The following is an 18,563-nucleotide window of genomic DNA, read 5'->3' on the forward strand; positions in this document are numbered from 1 at the left end:
GAAAATGATGAAAAATACATTATATAAAATAACACTCGTACTTCTGGCCTTTTTCACATTAGGCTGTGATGTGGATGACTTTCTAACGGAAGAAAATATCAATGCCTTAAGTACTGAATCTTTCTGGAAGAATGAAAGTCAGTTGGAACAAGGATTGATCGGTGCCTATGCAGCGTTACAACTGCCGGGTAGTATGGGAGGTAGTGCATCGTCACAATTTCCTGTACGCTCTGACGTGGGAAGACCAAATACCTGGAATGCCAATGCTCAAGGTTTGCAAAGGCTGACCTTCAATGATAATTCGAGCATCGTAAGATCAGCATGGGACGATAATTATGAAGGAATCAATCGTGCAAATCAGGTCATAGAAAATGCGCCCAACATCCAGATGGACGAACAGGATAAAATATTGATCCTGGCACAGGCAAGATTCCTTAGAGGACTTTACTATTACTGGTTGTATACCTCGTATAACGAAGGAAGTATAGTGCTTTACACCGAAATCGCCAAAGATGCGTCTGATTTTAACCAGCCACTTGCTCCGAAAGAGGATGTATTTGCACTCATAGATGCGGACTTGAAATATGCCCGGGAGAACTTACCAGAGACCTGGCCTCCCAGCGATGTGGGTCGAGCCACCTGGGGAGCAGCAACGGCTGTTCTGGCGGATCTGTACATTAACGAACGGGATTTCGCAACGGCACGTGATTATTTGAAAGAGATCATAGATAGCAGACTTTACAGTTTAACCCCTGAAATAGGCTGGAACTTCGATGAAGCGCATGAATTTAATTCGGAATCTATCTTCGAGGTATCGTATTCCAAAGCTTTTAAAGATGGCTTTGGCGGGAATGCCAATGATGGTGCTAACCGATCAGAGTCTACCAATAGAGCCGAAACGCTAGCGACTACTACCGGTGGGGGTTTCAGGGTGATTATGCCCTCATACTGGGTGACCATGTTGTTCAAGTCAGATTCTATGGATATGTCAGACCCTCGCAATGAAGGCAGAACATTCTCTATCCGGGCTTCCGAGTCCATTGCTATGGCCGATGATGAATTTTCCACTTTTTACGGCAGACCTTCGGATGAAGGTGGGCCTTACAATAATCAGGAAGCATCTTACCTCAAGAAGTTCCAAAACTGGAAGCTTACAGCGGAAGACGAGCTTGGCAGGTCAGGCATCAATGAAAGAGTCTACCGTCTGGCAGATATCAACCTGTTATATGCCGAATGTCTGCTGGAAACCGGCGGGTCTTTTGATGTGGCTTTAGACCTGGTCAATGAAATCAGACGACGTTCAGGTGTCAGACGCCTTGTGGCAGCGGATTATGATGCCACCAGTCTGATGGAGCACATACGATGGGTAGAGCGCCCATTAGAATTAATGTTTGAAGGAAGGGACATACGCTGGAAAGACCTGCGTAGATGGGATGCGGTTAAAGAGCAATACGACCGTTTAGCAGAATTGGAATTTGTGATAGTCGAAAAAGTATTACGTTATTATGATCCGGCAATAGATACCGCCGCTAGCCCTTTGAGAGAGTATGTGGAAGCGGCAGGTAACTTTAGTCCGTCAGCGCATTATTACTTTCCAATACCTACCACGGAAAGGACGTCCAATAATAATCTGGGTTCAGGAAATACAGAAGGTTGATCTAAAAGCTAATGAAGATGAAAAAAGCAAATTTATTACTATTGGTATTGTTGGGAGCCCTGTTGTGGTCTTGTGAAAATGACTATGAGATACCTGGAGATCCTAATATTGTTGACGCACTTGTCCAAAGAACTAAACCGACGATAGAGATCAACAACTACTCGTCGTTCATTGATGCTTCTCAAGGAGTTGTGACACGGAACTGGATCGTTCCACCTAATGGTACAGTTCTCAACGCCTCTGAAGGAGCAGATCTCTCCGGAATGAATCTCCTCCATGTGAGATTCGATGAAGTGGGGGTATTTCAGGTAGGCCTTCAAGCTACTTTTCCTGACCCAAGTATGGACGTAGATACTGTCTTTAACGTGACAGTGTTGGATACTATAACAGCTAAAGTTGGCTACACCTTTAGTGAAGCTGATGCTAATAACGGTATTTATACGGAAGTGCCTGCTACTGGTTTGGAAGTGGAAGCCGGGTCTACGGTTTATTATCGTGATATTAGTGTAGGAGATCCTGACACATATGTATGGACTCTTAGAGGAGCAACGCTCAATGCCGAGCCGGACGATGAAGCGGATAGTGTAATAAGTGTTATCTATAAAAGATTGGGAACGTATGATCTGGAATATATAGCCAGACGCAGATTTCCGGAGGGCAGGGCTGACACCGTGTCCCTTGAAAATTTTATGACAGTTGTACCCTCTACCCAACCCGTTGATGTAGTAAATATTGCAGAAGATGGTGAAGGGGTGATCAGAATGGCACTTAGCCGGGGTGTAAAGCAATCCACAGTAGAAACTGCCGGGGTTGAAAGTTTCCGGCTTATGGTAGATGGTATGGAAGCGACCATTCAGTCCTTAGTAATCGATAATACAGATGAAAGTATTCTTATTATAACGCCGGAAGAAAATATTAAGAATACTCAAACCGCGACCATCGAGTATCTGGCGGGGGGTGGAATTGTCTCTACGGATGAGTATGTGCTAGATCCTTTTGGGCCTTTAGATATAGAGCTTTACCAACCAAATTTGGCAGAGTCAATTGACCCTGGATTTGAGTTAGGATCGACACTACTTGCGGCTCCATTTGGACCTGCGCCTACTGGGGCTACAATACAGGCAACTACCGAAGATGCTTTTTCTGGAGGGTTTAGTCTGAAAGTAACTATTCCCAATAACGGATTGAGGAACAATGTCTTTACCCAAAGCCCAGTTATTGACTTACCATTAGAAGCTGGAAAAAAATATGCAGTAGAGTTCAAATACAAACAGAGTGTTTCACATAATGGTCAATGGACACTACGTTTGCAACCGGGTATTGGATGGTCAGATGGTTATAAAGTTTTCAATGGTGGAAATGATTTAATTGCTGATGGAGAGTGGCATACCAGATATGTAGAGCTGGCCGTAAGAGTCGATACTTGGGATGATTTTAAAATGCACTTTCAGTTTTTGGGAGAAGAAGATGTACCGATCACCTATTTCTTTGACGATTTTAAAATATTTTCAATAGATCAATAGTCATTGGTTAGCCGCATCTTTTTCAAAAAGATGCGGCTGTTCTCAAATAGTAGAAGGTAATATTGGCCATGAGCTGATCAAAGTAGATCTCACACTTAACTAGAATAAAATGAAGTTCAGTTATTTATACATCTCTCTAACATTATTGGTAGTACTGGGTGCTTATGCAGTAGTAGACAGAAAGTTTGAAGACCCTACGGATTCTACTACCTACGAAGCTAACTGGGAATCACTTAAAAAGTATGAAACGCCTGCGTGGTTCCAGGATGCTAAACTCGGCATTTTTATACACTGGGGGCCGTATAGCGTACCGGCATTCAGTTCTGAGTGGTATGGGAGGCATATGTATATGGACACCGCTAACTTCAGTGCCCAGCTACATCATAAAAGTACTGGCGCACATCATGTGTATGAACATCACTTGAAAACGTGGGGTGATCCAAAAGAATTTGGTTATAAAGACTTTATCCCTATGTTCAAAGGGGAGAAATTTGATGCGGATGAATGGATCTCTATCTTCAAAAAGTCCGGGGCTAAATATGTAGTGCCGGTAGCGGAACATCATGATGGTTTCGCCATGTATGATTCTAAGATCACACGATGGAATTCGGTCGATATGGGCCCCAAAAGAGATATATTAAAGGAGCTCATGAGTGCTGGCAAAAAAGAAGGCTTAAAGGTAGGGGCATCGTCTCATTATGCATTCAACTGGACCTTTTTTAACAAAAAGAAACATTTCGATACCATGGATCCCGAGTATGCGGATTTTTATGGGCGAAAAATAACGCCATTGTCAGATACGACTATTTCTAAGGAGTTTTTGGACACCTGGATGGACAGGGTAGTCGATCTTGTGGATAACTATCAACCTGATATTCTCTGGTTTGATTTTTTCATGGACCAGGAAGAATTTGTCCCTTATCACCCTAAACTGGCGGCTTATTATTATAACAAGGGACTGGAATGGAACAAAGGCGTAGTACTTCAAAACAAAAATTTCGGAAATTTTGAATCCTTTCCCAAAGGGACCAATGTACTTGACCTGGAACGTGGTAAAATGTCTGATATCAACCGATATCCATGGCAAACAGACACTTCCATTGGGAAAAATTCGTGGTGCTATGTTGAGGGTTGGGATTCAAAAACACCTAACACGATAGTAGATGACCTGATCGATATCGTAAGTAAAAATGGTAACCTGCTACTGAATGTAGGCCCTAAAGCAGATGGTACTATTCCGGAAGATCAACAGGCGGTATTATTTGAGCTAGGTGACTGGTTGCATAAAAATGGAGAAGCCATTTATGGTTCCAGGCCTTGGGTGGTATTTGGAGAAGGCCCTACTAAAGTGGCTACAGGTCATCATACGGAAGGAGAAAATAAAGACCTTACCTCTGCCGATTTCCGGTTCACCGCCAAAGGGGATAACATATACGCTATCGCCATGGACTTTAATGCAAATGGTAAATACAGGATCAAATCACTTTCGAAGGATAGTAAATACCTTAAGGCAAAGAAAATCAAAAAGGTAGAATTACTGGATGGCGCTAAAAAGGTGAAGTGGGAGCAAACTTCCGAGGGTTTACTGATCAAAATGGATCCTGACGATACAGGAAAATATGCGTGTGCTTTTAAAGTGAGCATTTAAAAAAATAAAACACGAAGACCAGCTACTCAAAGACCTTCACGGCCTTTGAAACTCTTCAACCCAAACCCCCAATAACAGATCATAATGACAGGGCTTCTAAACATACTTGTGATAGGAAAGCTATGATAAGTTGTAGATCATTTGCAGATGTAAAAACGGATTAAAAGATGGTATTAAGAATATTTACAATTAGCGCTTTTCTTCTTTCATGTGTGATGAAGCTTAGCGCCCAGGATAACCTGGTGGCTTTTAATGCCGGGTTTGAGGACAAGGACATCGTATGGAGTGAGATTAATGATGACTGGCTTTTCAAACGCTGGGGGAATGACAATGCCATGTTTGCCTCCAGGGGGCAGACAGTAGTGCGGTCCGGGAGTTACAGTGTTTCTATCAATATTGATCGAACCCTTGGAGCGGATGCACCCGGTCTGGCAGGGATAAGACGTACAGTAACGGGTATGGAAAAGGGCGCTTCCTATCGTTTTAAGTTTTACATTTTTGCGGAAAATAGTGGCGACCAGGAAGTGATTGTAACGGTTGGGGATTTTACTAAGGAGCTACCTGAGCAACCTATTATTATAGCTTCAGAGACCCTTTCCTACCAGGGGGGGAGTTGGCAGGAGGTGTCCTTCCTGTTTAACGCAGATGCAGCCGATTCTGATTTCAGTGAAATACGTTTTGATCTGGACTTTAAATCAGCAGTTGGTCAATATTATATAGATGATTTTAGCTTAGTGGCAGAAGAGGTCAAAACGGCACAGCAGATCACATTTGATGCCTTACCGGCTAAAGAGGTGGGAGATACGGATTTTATGCTCACCGGTTCGGCGTCTTCCGGTTTGGATGTTTCGTACACCAGCTCTAATCTAAACGTAGCTACCATTTCGGGAAATATGGTGAGTATCATTGCAGATGGAAGTACCGACATTACTGCCTCACAAGCGGGAAATACTGAATTTTCTCCTGCTGCCGACGTTGTTCGGACATTACTGGTAACGGACCCTGGCAAATCCATGCAAACCATATCGTTTGATGCAGTCCCTGAAAAGAAATTTGGAGATGCTCCCTTTCCCCTCAGCGGTACAGCGAGCTCAGGGTTAGCGGTAAATTTTTTCATTGAAAGTGGCCCTGTCACTCTTGAGGGAAATGTCGTTACCATTACAGGAGCGGGAGAGGCCGTAGTTAGAGCTACTCAAAGTGGAGACGGGTCTTTTAACGCTGCACCGCCGGTCAGTCGAACGATAAACATTCTAAAGGCTGACCAAATCATTACTATTGAACCGATTGCCGATGTGTATCAAACAGCGCGAATGATCAATGTTGTAGCGGAAACGAATTCAGGTTTGACGTTGGAATATGCTGTGTCCGGTCCGGCTACTATTTCAGGAGATAAAGTGACTGTAGAGGGTTCGGTAGGAGAGGTCACGGTTACGGTTACGCAGGCGGGTAATGAAAATTATAACGCAGGTACCAAGGAAATCACTTTCCAGGTGTTAAGCTGTATGTCACCCGGGGCCGAATGTACTGATGGGGTTTTTTATGTTTCCAAATCAGGAGATGACTCAAACCCCGGTACACAGGAAGCTCCGTTTCTTACCATACAACAGGCAGCTGATATTATGATATCCGGTGAGATGTGTATTATCCAGGAAGGAGTGTACCGGGAAAGTATTGTGCCTGCCAATGATGATGTTAAGTTTATGGCCGCCGATGGTGCGGATGTGGAACTGTCGGCTTTTGATGAGTTGGGCGGCTGGCAAACTTACCAGGGAAGTACCTATGTCACTGACATTCCGGTGAACCTCGGTGCAGAAAATATGCTCCTGTATGATGATCAGATCATGATACTAGCCCGATGGCCCAATAAAACGAATTTCAATCCATTTGACATTGAAGCAGTAGTGGCCGGAGGTGATGTAACTAAAATTACTAACAGTAATATACCTGATCAGGATTGGGGAAATGGGGGTATCGTTTGGTTCCTGGGCAAGTCCCGATGGACCTCATGGCGCAGGAGGCTGACAGGATATGCTTCAGGACAGGTTACTTATGCCACCCTTTCAGATAACTGGGATTATGGCGGTAGTCATAACCCATCAAATGGTGGAGAATTTTTCCTGATGAATACCCTCGAAGCGCTTGATGCTAACGGTGAATGGTATGTTAATAATAGCCAAAAGAAGCTTTATTTCAGGGCCCCGAATGGTGAAGACCTGTCAGATAAGAAAGTGAAGGTCAGGCAACGGACCACACTCCTTGACCTGGATGGCAGAAAAGACATTACTTTTGAAGGGATAAAGTTGACAGGGGGTAACATACTCATGGGCAATGCGCAAAGGTGCATCATCAAAAACTGTGAGATCCTATACGGAAACCATACTACCGGTATCACAGGTTCTGATCAGCAAAGGTCTTTCAGGACTGGGCAGGCGTCTATTATTTTTGGTTCAACCTCATCGGATAATACCATTGAACGTAATAACATACAATGGGGAGCAGGTTCGGGAATTTTACTGAGGGGGACGAATAATACCGTCAGTAACAACTATATCGGCAATTTTGACTACCTGGGGTCCTATGAAGCACCTATAAGGCTTGAAGGGGAGAATAAAGTATTGCACAATGAGATCTTCAACGCGGGAAGAGATGCGATCAACGGAGGTGGAACGGGAGCTGAAGTGGCCTACAATGACATACATCATTCTAATCTTATTAATGATGACTGCGGAGGTATATACCTTTGTTGTAATAGCTATGGAAATACGCGTATTCATCATAATTGGATACACGACATTTCTTCCCGCAATAATAATTTTAATAGTTTTAAGGGTACCGGTATATATCTGGATAATACCACCAAAGATGTCATCGTCGATCATAACGTGCTTTGGGGGCTGGAATGGACAGGGATACAGATCAACTGGGCGGGTACAAACCTGTTGATCTACAACAATACGATCTGGAGTAACGACGGTCCTGAAAGCAGTACAATGGGCAGGTGGGTCAATGGCTACGAATTCACCAACGTGCCTCTTTTCAATACACTGGCTAACAACGAGGAACTTCATTTTACGGAGGAAAAGAATTCCGTCATTCTCAAACTGGACGCCCGTCCTTTTGTGGATTATGAAGCGCTTAATTTTATGCCTTCTGCAAGCTCTCCTGCGGTGGATTCCGGTATTGAAATTGAAGGTTTTACAGAAGGTTTTTCAGGTCAGGCGCCGGATGCCGGGGCCTATGAACGAGGTCAGCCCTATTGGACGGCCGGACCGGACTGGCAGCTTCAGGGAGTGGCAAAGATAGATTGCAATGGGGATGAAAATGGAACGGCTTACCTGGATAAGTGCGGGACTTGCGTAGAAGGTAATACCGGGGTGGCAGCGGAAGAAGGTGAGTGTAGTGTAGTAACTTCATTGGGTCAGGCATTCGAGTTGAGAATTTACCCTAACCCATCATCAGAGGCCATTTTTGTAAAAGGGCTTCAGGAAAGTCATCATTATGTGATGAATGATCTTAAGGGAAGGCGTGTAGCTATAGGTCTGGTATCCCCTGGTAATGATTTTATTGATGTAAGGTCTTTGAAGCAAGGAATTTATGTCCTTAGACTAACGGCTGATAAAAGGACCGTGATAAAGAAGTTCGTCATTAATTGACATAAGAATGTATAAAGGTTTTAAGAAGAACGCAATGAGGTTTATATTGGCAGGACTTACTTCACTGCTTGTCATTTTTTGTTCGTTTTTTGATGCCGGTGCGCAACCACCACCCGCTCCTGAAGGTTATCAGTGGGTAGTTAATGAAAAATTTTCGGATGAATTCGATGGGACTTCTTTAGACACTGAAAAATGGTTTGCCCGTTCGCCGTATTGGGTGCATGGACGTCCTCCGGCTACTTTCAGGGCTTATTCCGTTTCGGTGAAAGACGGGACCCTACAGATCAAAAACAGCATACTTAAAGGGGATAAAAAATATAACATTGCTGGTGGTGCAGTAGCGTCAAAGGCTAAAGATGCTTATTTTGGTTATTACGAGGCCCGGATGAAAGCTTCCGGGATCTCTATGTCATCCACATTCTGGATGAAAAACAAACCTGAAGGAAACGATTGCCCTCGTGAGCAGCTGGAATTGGATATTGTAGAAGCAATAGGCATGCAGAAAAGAGGGCAGGACATGCGTAACGTTATGCGGTCCAATACACACACTTTTCATACCGACTGCGATGGTAATAAACTGGTGAAATCCAGTGGTGGGAATTGTGAAATTTCCCCTGCGGTGAATGAAGCTTTTCATGTGTATGGCTGTTGGTGGGTAGATGAAAATACGCTCAAATTTTATCATAATGGAGTGTATCAGTTTACCGTTCACCCAAACACCTACTTTCGTGATAAACCGTTCAACCGGCCTATGTATATGCATATGGTGACGGAAACCTACAATTGGGAGACACCACCTACGGAAGACGAACTAAATAATGATGCCATAAATACCACTTACTATGATTGGGTAAGGTCATACAAACTAATTCCACAAAAATGAGATATTTTATCGTTCTGTTATTTTTTCTGTCTGCACTCAGATTACATGCCACAGACTATTATGTATCAAAAGATGGGCTGGATACCAATCCGGGAACGGAATCGCTGCCCTTCCTGACCATTGGCAAAGCGGCATCTTTAATGATACCTGGTGATGTATGTTTTATTAAAGAAGGAATATACCGGGAAGAGTTATCACCGGCCAACAGTGGTACAGCCGGGGCGTTGATTACATTTAAAGCCTTTGAAGGAGATACCGTGGTCATTTCCGCTACTGAACCGGTGGGTGCCTGGAGTAACCATACCGGTAACATTTACAAGGCATCCGTCACCATGCCACTCGGTATTGAACGAAATATGTTGTATGCAAGTGGAAAAGCCATGGACCTGGCCAGATGGCCTGATAATGCAGATAATGATCCCTATACCATTGATGCCACCCTGGTGGAAAACGGTTCTGAATCACATGTGGAGGGAACGGGCATACCCGCTATAGATTGGACCGGGGGGTATATGTGGTACCTGGGAGCGCATTCGGGCGCTAGCTGGACCCGAAAGATTACATCCTCTGCATCGAACAGGATCAATTATGAAGCGATAAATCCCAATAAGTGGCCTTTTAATCCTCATAATCCCACCATAGTAAGGAACGGAAACAGGGGACGCTTTTATTTATTTGGCAAACTGGAAGCATTAGATCACCCCGGAGAATGGTTCTATGATGAGACGGATAATATGCTGTATTTTAATGCACCGGGTGACGTGGACCCCGGTAGTGTTGTAACGGAAGTGGCAACAAGAGAAAAAACAGTTGCCCTGGATAAAGACTATATCCTGATCGACGCTATACAGCTATTTGGTGGCAGGGTCCATATTGCGGCCGACCACTGTGTAGTCAGGAACTGCGTAGTCACGAATGGCTTTCAATCATTGGATGAACTGGACAATACCGATGCACAGCAGTTAGAGGGTGCGGTAACGATAGAAGGAAGCTTTAACCTTATAGAACGCAATTTGATACAGTATGGCTCCGGCAATGGGGTGTCCATGCTGTTCTTTTGGAAAGGCAGTACATCGAATACAGTAACCAATAACATTATTCGTCACTTTAACACCATTGGAATACATGCCAGTCCTATCAGGTCGAATACACCGGAAACTGCGATAACTAAAAACACGATCTATAGCTGTGGACGTGATGGTATTTATGTGAGTGGCCAGAATACGGAAGTTTCGTTCAATGATGTTTCAGAATGTATGCGAATGAACAATGACGGTGGCATTTTTTATACAGTAGGTAATGACGATGATAAAAACTCAGTCATCCATCACAATTGGTTCCATGATTCGGAAGGGCCTGATTATGCTGATGGAAGGGCCGCCGGGATTTACCTCGATAATCATAGCAAAGGATATAAAGTACATCATAATATGGTGTGGAACGTGACCTGGACAGGACTACAGATCAACTGGGATAACTGGAACCTGGCCGTCCAGAACAATTCGTTTTATCAGGTAGAAGAGGCCATGGGACGTTGGGCAAATGGATTTACTCTGAAAGAAGTAGAAGTGGCTAACAATTATGCGAGCCATAAAGACTGGATAGGTACGGATATCAAAAACAATATAATTGACGCCGAGTCTCCGTTTATCTCATTTGAAGATCAGAATTTTTCGCCAATAGCCGGATCGTCATTAATTGATGCGGGAATTGAAATAGAAGGGATCACCGACGGCTTTTTGGGTAGTAAACCGGACATAGGAGCTTATGAATCAGGAGGGGAAAAGTGGGTGCCGGGAGCGGATTGGACAGTCGCCGATGATAGAGTGCCGGATGAGGGAGAGGGAGAAGAAATACTGTCGTTAGACGAAGACCATAAGTTAAACCATTATGTTAGAGTAATACCCAACCCGGTAAGCGCTTCCCTTGACCTCTTCATAGATGTTCCTTATCGTGGTGACGTTTTTCTGGCCCTGTATGGTCCGGGAGGCCAATTGATATTGGAAGAAACCAAACGGGATACCCTTCCGGGAGAGTATAAGATCCGCCTGAATGTCGAAGGAATGTCAAAAGGAGTTTATTTTCTCAAGTATTTTATGGAGACAGGGGATATTATGACCAGGCGCATTGTGAAGCTGTGAGTTATCTCAACGAGCATGCAGCAGGTTCTTCAATAGCAATGGGTACCGAAATTTTTTAAACGGTTAAGCCAATATGAATAATTTAAAAATAGCCTGTATGCTCATTGCATTCGGGTGGGTCTTTACCAGTACCCTTTCTGCTCAACCCAACATTCTCTTTATTGAATCCGATGATCAGAGTAATCAGGCGGTTGGCGCTTTTGGGAACCCATTTATGAAAACGCCACATATTGATAAACTGGCAGATGAAGGGGTTTCCTTTACATCTGCCTATAATATGGGGTGTTGGTCCCCCGCGGTTTGTGTTCCCAGCCGTACCATGCTTTTTTATGGTAAATACCTCTGGCAATCTCAGAAAATAAACAAAAAAAACGCTCCTAAATCCCTTCCGGAGCTGCTAAAAGAGAACGGCTTCAGTACGTACATGACAGGAAAGTGGCATGCCTGGGGTAAGTCACCCGAAGATATCTTTGATAGCCTGGGGAGTATACAGCCCGGACAGTTGAAAACCTATTATCAGGAAGATAAGCATGTAACGGACATTACCGGTGATGAAGCGGTAAATTTTATTCAAAACTATGATTCGGAAGCCCCGTTTTTTCTTTACGTGGCCTTCAATGCACCGCACGTACCACGGCAAACCTCACAGAAGTACTATGACATGTATCCAACGGATGAGGTAAAACTGCCTCCAAGTGTTAAAGAGGGTCCGCTAAACCCCAATATTAAATACAATTATTCACCTGACCCTTTGAAGTCATCCACCATGAAATCACGCGTACAGCAAAATAATGCTATGGTAACACATATGGATGATAATATTGGCAACATTATTCAGGCACTGAAAGATAAGGGAGAATATGATAATACGATCATTGTTTTCATGTCCGACCATGGCATCAGTTTTGGAGAAAATGGTGTAGCAGGCAAAGTTTGTCTCTACGAGCCAAGCGTAACGGCCCCCCTGATCATCAAGGCCCCTGGTCTGACAAGTGGGCAGTCATTTGCTACCAGGGTTTATCTTCAGGATGTATATCCCACCTTACTGGACCTTTTGGACATCGATATACCGGACCATTTGGATTTTAAGAGCCTTACCCCGGTCATACATAAAACAAGCACGTTAAGACCTTCTATCTATCTGGCCATGTTTGATGACCAACGGGCCATTATAAAAGAGAACAAAAAACTAATATTATATCCGAAATCCGGGGACATGGAACTTTATGATCTGACGCGTGATCCGTGGGAAACCCATAACCTGAAAGATGAAAAAGGTGTGGATAGTGATGTTAAAGATCTTATGAAGCAATTGCAATCCTGGCAGACGTGGACAAACGATAGCCTTGACCTTTCCAATGCGTATAACAGATATTTGAGGTAGTTTTAGCCTTTTGAAGATCAGGCTATATTTATCATATATCTAATGACAAAATGAATCAAGCAGCAAGTAAAAGTAAATGCATTGTTCTCTTACTATTCCTTTCATTTCTTCTGTCACCGGTTGTACTTCCGGCCCAGCAGTTGTCATTGGCACCTTCTGACTTTACCAAAGACGGTGCATGGTGCTGGTTTTCTGATCCCAGGGCCGTTTACTTGCACGGCAGTCAGCCTTCCGTTGTTTCCGGATGGGTGAAAGAAGATGGAACGATTGAAGCAGGTATCCTTAATTTATCCAATAAGACGATCAGCACATTATCACTTTATGATCAATTGGAAAAAGACGACCATGATAACCCCGCGTTTTTACCTTTAGCAGGTGATAAGGTCATGGCATTTTACACCAAACACGTTAAAAAATACGTGTACTATCAAAGCATTACCGTGAGTGAAACGGAAAGTACCGTTACAGACCCCATAACGTTTGACCCGATCTCTGAGGAAGAGCTTAAGAAGTTTCCGCTGAAACAAGTTACCTATGCTAATCCGTTTCAATTAAAAGCGGAAAATGATCGGATCTATTGCTTTGGCCGATGGACCGGGTATAAGCCGAATGTCATGTGGTCGGACGATAACGGGGCCAGCTTCACAAAATCCAGGGTATTCATAGCTTCAAAAAACTGGGACCCGCAAAACCGCCCATACGTCAAATACCATTCGGATGGTCAGTCAAAGATCCATATCGTGTTTACTGATGGACACCCCAGGCGTGAAAAGACGAACTCTGTGTATTATGCCTACTATGAAAAAGGCAGTTTCTGGAAAGCGGATGGTACGCTCATTTGTGCTTTGAAGGATGCGCCGTTTGCCCCGGACCAGGCTACCGTAGTATATAAAGCTACGGAAGCGTCAGGACGTGCATGGGTGCATGACATAGCACTCAATGATCAGGGAGATCCGGTTATTTTATATGCCAGGTACCCTACGGAAGAAGACCACCAATATTACTATGCCAATTATTACAAGGATAAATGGGTGGATTCGAAGATATGTGATGCCGGCAAATGGTTTCCGCAGACCCCGGAGGGACAATACGAACGGGAGCCCCATTATTCGGGTGGCCTGACCCTAAACCCGGTTGACCCGAATGAACTATTTGTTTCCCGGGAAATTTCCGGGGTTTTTGAGATCGTAAAATATGTAACGCGCAATGATGGCAAGTCATGGGAGCAAACACCGATCACTAAAAACTCAACATATGACAATGTACGTCCTTACATACCACGGAACATGAAGAAAAATGATCCTTTGGTACTCTTATGGATGCAAAACGAAAAATACATTCATTACACAGATTTTAAATCCTCTATTCGCTATTTAATCACCCCATAAACATGATGAGTACTTTCTATACATTAAATACAGGCATGCACAAGATCATTATGATACTAGGAATGGTCTTTTTACTATCTCCACGTGTGCATTCACAAGAGACACCGGAGAAAATACTGGGTGAAATGAAACGGGTGGCTGACTGGCAGACAACCCATTTCAGAGATACGTACAGTGGCCGGGAGGAGCCTCATCATATCCGGGACTGGACGAATGGAGCGCTTTATGTAGGTATGGTCAAATGGGCAGCGCTTGCCCCGGATGATCAATATTACAAATGGCTTTATCAAATTGGTGAAGAGGGAAAATGGGACCTCCATTGGCGTAAATACATGGCGGATGATCATGCGGTAGGGCAGATGTACCTGGAACTTTATCGTAAATACCAGGAGCCTAAAATGATCCAAAAGACCCGGGAGCGGTATGACTGGATCATGAAAAACCCAAGCAAGCAACCTATTGAGATGGGGCAGTATGAGCATTTAGAGCGATGGACCTGGTGTGACGCTCTTTTTATGGGACCACCGGTATGGGCCAAGCTGTCAAGCATTACCGGTAAGAAAAAATACAGTAAATGGATGCTGGACGAGTATAAAGCAACCGTCGATCATTTGTTTGACCCTCAGGAAAACCTCTTTTTCAGGGACAATACCTTCATAGAGAAAAGAGAAAGCGGTCATAAGATATTCTGGTCGCGCGGAAACGGCTGGGTATTTGGAGGCCTTACCCTGTTGATGGATGAATATGAAAAAGACTCAAAAGAGTACGCCTACTTCAAGGACATCTACCTGAAAATGGCCAAAAAACTGAAACAGATCCAGACCCCTCAGGGCCATTGGGCCATGAGCTTATTAGGACAAGACCTGTACCCGACACCTGAAACCAGTGGGACTTCGTTCTTTACATTTGGACTGGCCTGGGGCATAAACAATGGCCTGCTCAAACGGGATGAATATGAGCCTGTAGTCAAAAAGGCCTGGAATACATTGTTATCTCATATTACAGAAGAAGGTATGCTAGGGTATGTCCAACCCATAGGAGCTGCCCCCGGGAAAGCCTGGCCGGATAAAACGGAGGTGTATGGCAGTGGGGCCTTCCTGGCTGCGGGTTCAGAAGTTTACAAGCTGTATGGAGGTCGCTAGGGTACAGTCGTCGTCAATGACGTCGGGTAAAGAAAAAAATACCCGGACATCCCTGCGAGGGAGGATACGACCGCGGCAGTCTCCAGGTCGTGTGGAGTAAATGGACTTAGTATGCGTCCGGCGATGATGGGATTGCTTCTTCCTCCTTCGTCGTCCTCGCAATGATGTGGGGTTAGTAAGGAAAACAAAAATACTGAACGTCACTGCAAGGGAGTTTGCGACCGCGGCAGTCTCCAGATCGTTCGGTACGAATCGACTTAGTCCGTGTCCGGCGATGGTGAGATTGCTTCTTCCTCCTTCGTCGTCCTCGCAATGACGTGGGGTTAGTAAGGAAAACAAAAAAATACTGAACGTCCCTGCGAGGGAGTTTGCGACCGCGGCAGTCTCCTGATCGTTCGGTACAAATGGACTTAGTTTGCGCCCGGCGATAGTGAGATTGCTTCGTCCTCCTGTCGTCGTCCTCGCAATGACGTGTGGTTAGTAAGGAAAACAAAAAAATACTGAACGTCCTTGCGAGGGAGGATACGACCGCGGCAGTCTCCAGATCGTTCGGTACAAATCGACTTAGTCCGTGTCCGGCGATGGTGAGATTGCTTCTTCCTCCTTCGTCGTCCTCGCAATGACGTGGGGTCAGTAAGGAAAACAAAAATACTGAACGTCACTGCGAGGGAGGATACGACCGCGGCAGTCTCCTGATCGTTCGGTACAAATGGACTTAGTTTGCGCCCGGCGATAGTGAGATTGCTTCGTCCTCCTGTCGTCGTCCTCGCAATGACGTGTGGTTAGTAAGGAGAATAAAATAATACTAAACGTCCCTGCGAGGGAGGATACGACCGCGGCAGTCTGCTGATCGTGTGGTGCAAATGTACTCAGTGTGCGTCCGGCGATAGTGAGATGGCGCCTTCCTCCTATCGTCGTCCTCGCAATGACGTGTGGTTAGTAAGGAGAATAAAATAATACTAAACGTCACTGCGAGGGAGTTTACGACCGCGGCAGTCTGCTGATCGTGTGGTGCAAATGTACTCAGTGTGCGTCCGGCGATGGTGAGATTGCTTCGTCCTCCTATCGTCGTCCTCGCAATGACGTGTGGTTAGTAAGGAGAATAAAATAATACTAAACGTCACTGTGAGGGAGGGCACGACCGCGGTAGTCTGCTGATCGTGTGGTACAAATGGACTTAGTGTGCGTCCGGCGATGGTGAGATTGCTTCGTCCTCCTATCGTCGTCCTCGCAATGACGCGTGGGTAGTAAGAAGAATAAAAAAATACTCAACGTCACTGCGAGGGAGTTTACGGCCGCGGCAGTCTGCTGATCGTGCGGTACAAATGGACTTAGTTTGCGTCCGACGATGATGGGATTACTTCTGCCTCCTATCATCGTCATCAATGACGTGTATAAAATAGATTGTTGTTTGGAAAAAGCGCGGCACTCCCCTGGTAGAATAAGCGACTCGTGCTGAAAGCATTTACGTCATTGTAAACCGGACTTGCAACAAAAAATTGGAGCGCATTAGGCTTTGCTAAATGTACTCCGGAAGGGGGCAAATGACGTGAAAAAGAAAACAGTCGCTTGCCTCTCATGGCAAGTGACAGCTATCCATGAGGCCTCCGGCCGGTTTCGTCAATTATTGTCGTTAATTTCAGGACGCCACAAACACCAAATAATATTCTGCCCGGGATAGTTACGACCTTTTCCGGGGAAATAAAATTCTTCCCAGGGAGCTTTATACCCTTTCCGGGGAGGGACGTCACCCTTCCGGGGAGCTATATTAAGTCTTCCGGGGTAACTTTTCCTCCTTCCGGGGAGGGACATCACCCTTCCGGGAGGCTGTACGAACCTTTCCGGGCAGTTTTTCTCTTTCAGGAATGGCCTGCTTCCCTTCCGTGTGGCGTCCTGAAAAAAGTTGACAGGTTTTTAGTTAATTCTGCTAGTGGTTTACAATGTTAAACATTAATCCTAATTGTACATTACAAAGATTGCTTCAATCCTAGTGTAAGTAGACAGGCCAGGATATAGTCCTGCATGGTGTTGTCGCTCTCAAGTCTAATCCTGCATTTTATTGTCATTTTATTCATTGTCCTGTAATAGGTTTACGTTTTAGCTAATAGTCCTTAAGCTGGTTTACATCTCTATAATTTTGTCCTAGGCTTGGTTTACATTATCAGGACCTAAATATTTGATCTTAAAATTTGTCACTAAATGTGTTCCAGGGCGCGCCCGGCACCTACTCCCTTCATCCTTAAGGGCTTTTTAAATCCACGAAATATTGACCTATATTTAGTGCCAGGAAAGGACACTTTTATCTTACTCCCGTGAACGAAGCATTACAGAAATTACCCTTTACCAAACAGGAAGAACTACAGAACATCACCAAACTACTCAGTAACATGAAAAAAGTAGAAATGGTGATCCTCTTCGGCAGCTATGCCCGGGGCGAATATGTGGAAGACACCTACGTAGAAAAAGGCATCCTCTACGAATACAAAAGCGACTATGACCTGCTGGTAGTCACCCTCCATGACGACCTGAAGTGCCACCTGAAAATAGAAACTAAAGTGAACGAGGTATTACGGGATACCGGCATCGTGAAAACACCCATCAGCCTCATCTTCCACTCCGGCAAGCACCTGAACCAGTCCCTGATGCAGGGCAACTATTTCTTCAAGGACATTAAAAAAGAAGGTATTGTACTGTATGACACCGGCAAGGTACACTTGCAAAACCCTAAGAAGCTCACCGCGGAAGAGGCCCGGCAAAAGGCACAGGGGTATTTTGATCAGTGGTATGAAAGTGCTAATGGTTTTTACAAGACTTATAAGTTTAACCTTTCAGAAAACGATCTACATCTGGCAGCCTTCCAACTCCACCAAGCCACAGAACGTTACTACACCACCATCCTGCTGGTCTACACAGACTACCGTCCCAAAGAACATGACCTGGAGCGGCTGGACCTTCGGGTAAAAAACTGTGACCCTCGCTTTGCGGTATTCCCCCACTCCACCGATGAAGAAAAACGGCTTTTTGAGTTGCTTCGAAGGGCCTATGTAGATGCGCGCTATAAGATGGATGAGTATAGTATTTCTAAAGAGGAGCTGGACTACCTGGCCGAGAAGGTGGAACAATTGAAGGGGCTTACGGAGAGGC

The 18,563-nt window shown here is 44.7% G+C and carries 10 protein-coding genes; all 10 read left to right on the plus strand.

Features of this window, described 5'->3' with window-relative positions; all coding sequences use genetic code 11:
* Positions 1 to 7: 7 nt before the first annotated feature.
* Positions 8 to 1,657 carry a RagB/SusD family nutrient uptake outer membrane protein gene (locus tag FNH22_RS15990; protein ID WP_185154253.1) on the plus strand — a complete coding sequence of 550 codons (1,650 nt, stop codon included), beginning with the start codon at positions 8 to 10 and terminating at the stop codon, positions 1,655 to 1,657.
* Between the two features lie 17 nt (positions 1,658 to 1,674).
* The gene (locus FNH22_RS15995; protein ID WP_143399416.1) at positions 1,675 to 3,180 is read left to right on the plus strand and encodes a hypothetical protein; all 1,506 of its coding nucleotides are present in this window, start codon (positions 1,675 to 1,677) and stop codon (positions 3,178 to 3,180) included.
* Between the two features lie 109 nt (positions 3,181 to 3,289).
* A complete protein-coding gene (locus FNH22_RS16000) occupies positions 3,290 to 4,828 on the plus strand; it encodes an alpha-L-fucosidase (RefSeq protein WP_143399417.1) in 1,539 nt (512 codons plus the stop codon).
* 167 nt (positions 4,829 to 4,995) lie between these two features.
* Positions 4,996 to 8,481, plus strand: coding sequence for a right-handed parallel beta-helix repeat-containing protein (locus tag FNH22_RS16005; RefSeq protein ID WP_143399418.1), 3,486 nt, complete (start codon positions 4,996 to 4,998; stop codon positions 8,479 to 8,481).
* 34 nt (positions 8,482 to 8,515) lie between these two features.
* Positions 8,516 to 9,364 (plus strand): family 16 glycosylhydrolase, encoded by an 849-nt coding sequence (locus FNH22_RS16010; RefSeq protein ID WP_143399419.1) that lies wholly within the window; start codon positions 8,516 to 8,518, stop codon positions 9,362 to 9,364.
* A complete protein-coding gene (locus FNH22_RS16015) occupies positions 9,361 to 11,505 on the plus strand; it encodes a right-handed parallel beta-helix repeat-containing protein (RefSeq protein ID WP_143399420.1) in 2,145 nt (714 codons plus the stop codon). Before FNH22_RS16010 ends, FNH22_RS16015 begins: the two co-directional genes overlap by 4 nt.
* 73 nt (positions 11,506 to 11,578) lie before the next feature.
* On the plus strand, positions 11,579 to 12,889 hold the full coding sequence (locus tag FNH22_RS16020; RefSeq protein ID WP_221420287.1) for a sulfatase-like hydrolase/transferase: 1,311 nt from the start codon (positions 11,579 to 11,581) through the stop codon (positions 12,887 to 12,889).
* A 50-nt stretch (positions 12,890 to 12,939) separates the two neighbouring features.
* Complete coding sequence (locus tag FNH22_RS16025; RefSeq protein ID WP_143399421.1) at positions 12,940 to 14,277, plus strand: BNR-4 repeat-containing protein; 1,338 nt, start codon at positions 12,940 to 12,942, stop codon at positions 14,275 to 14,277.
* A gap of 2 nt (positions 14,278 to 14,279) precedes the next feature.
* Positions 14,280 to 15,419, plus strand: coding sequence for a glycoside hydrolase family 105 protein (locus FNH22_RS16030; RefSeq protein ID WP_221420288.1), 1,140 nt, complete (start codon positions 14,280 to 14,282; stop codon positions 15,417 to 15,419).
* Positions 15,420 to 17,731: 2,312 nt separating this feature from the next.
* Positions 17,732 to 18,563: HEPN domain-containing protein (locus FNH22_RS16035; protein ID WP_143399422.1), on the plus strand; the 832-nt coding region annotated here is incomplete at its 3' end.

The organism is Fulvivirga sp. M361 (assembly GCF_007097395.1).
Classification (GTDB): Bacteria; Bacteroidota; Bacteroidia; order Cytophagales; family Cyclobacteriaceae; genus Fulvivirga.

Excerpts from the sequence above, each read along its gene's own strand:
- FNH22_RS15990 (WP_185154253.1), top strand. The coding sequence starts at position 8 with ATGAAAAATACATTATATAAAATAACACTCGTACTTCTGGCCTTTTTC.
- FNH22_RS15995 (WP_143399416.1), top strand. The coding sequence starts at position 1,675 with ATGAAAAAAGCAAATTTATTACTATTGGTATTGTTGGGAGCCCTGTTG.
- FNH22_RS16000 (WP_143399417.1), top strand. The coding sequence starts at position 3,290 with ATGAAGTTCAGTTATTTATACATCTCTCTAACATTATTGGTAGTACTG.
- FNH22_RS16005 (WP_143399418.1), top strand. The coding sequence starts at position 4,996 with ATGGTATTAAGAATATTTACAATTAGCGCTTTTCTTCTTTCATGTGTG.
- FNH22_RS16010 (WP_143399419.1), top strand. The coding sequence starts at position 8,516 with ATGAGGTTTATATTGGCAGGACTTACTTCACTGCTTGTCATTTTTTGT.
- FNH22_RS16015 (WP_143399420.1), top strand. The coding sequence starts at position 9,361 with ATGAGATATTTTATCGTTCTGTTATTTTTTCTGTCTGCACTCAGATTA.
- FNH22_RS16020 (WP_221420287.1), top strand. The coding sequence starts at position 11,579 with ATGAATAATTTAAAAATAGCCTGTATGCTCATTGCATTCGGGTGGGTC.
- FNH22_RS16025 (WP_143399421.1), top strand. The coding sequence starts at position 12,940 with ATGAATCAAGCAGCAAGTAAAAGTAAATGCATTGTTCTCTTACTATTC.
- FNH22_RS16030 (WP_221420288.1), top strand. The coding sequence starts at position 14,280 with ATGATGAGTACTTTCTATACATTAAATACAGGCATGCACAAGATCATT.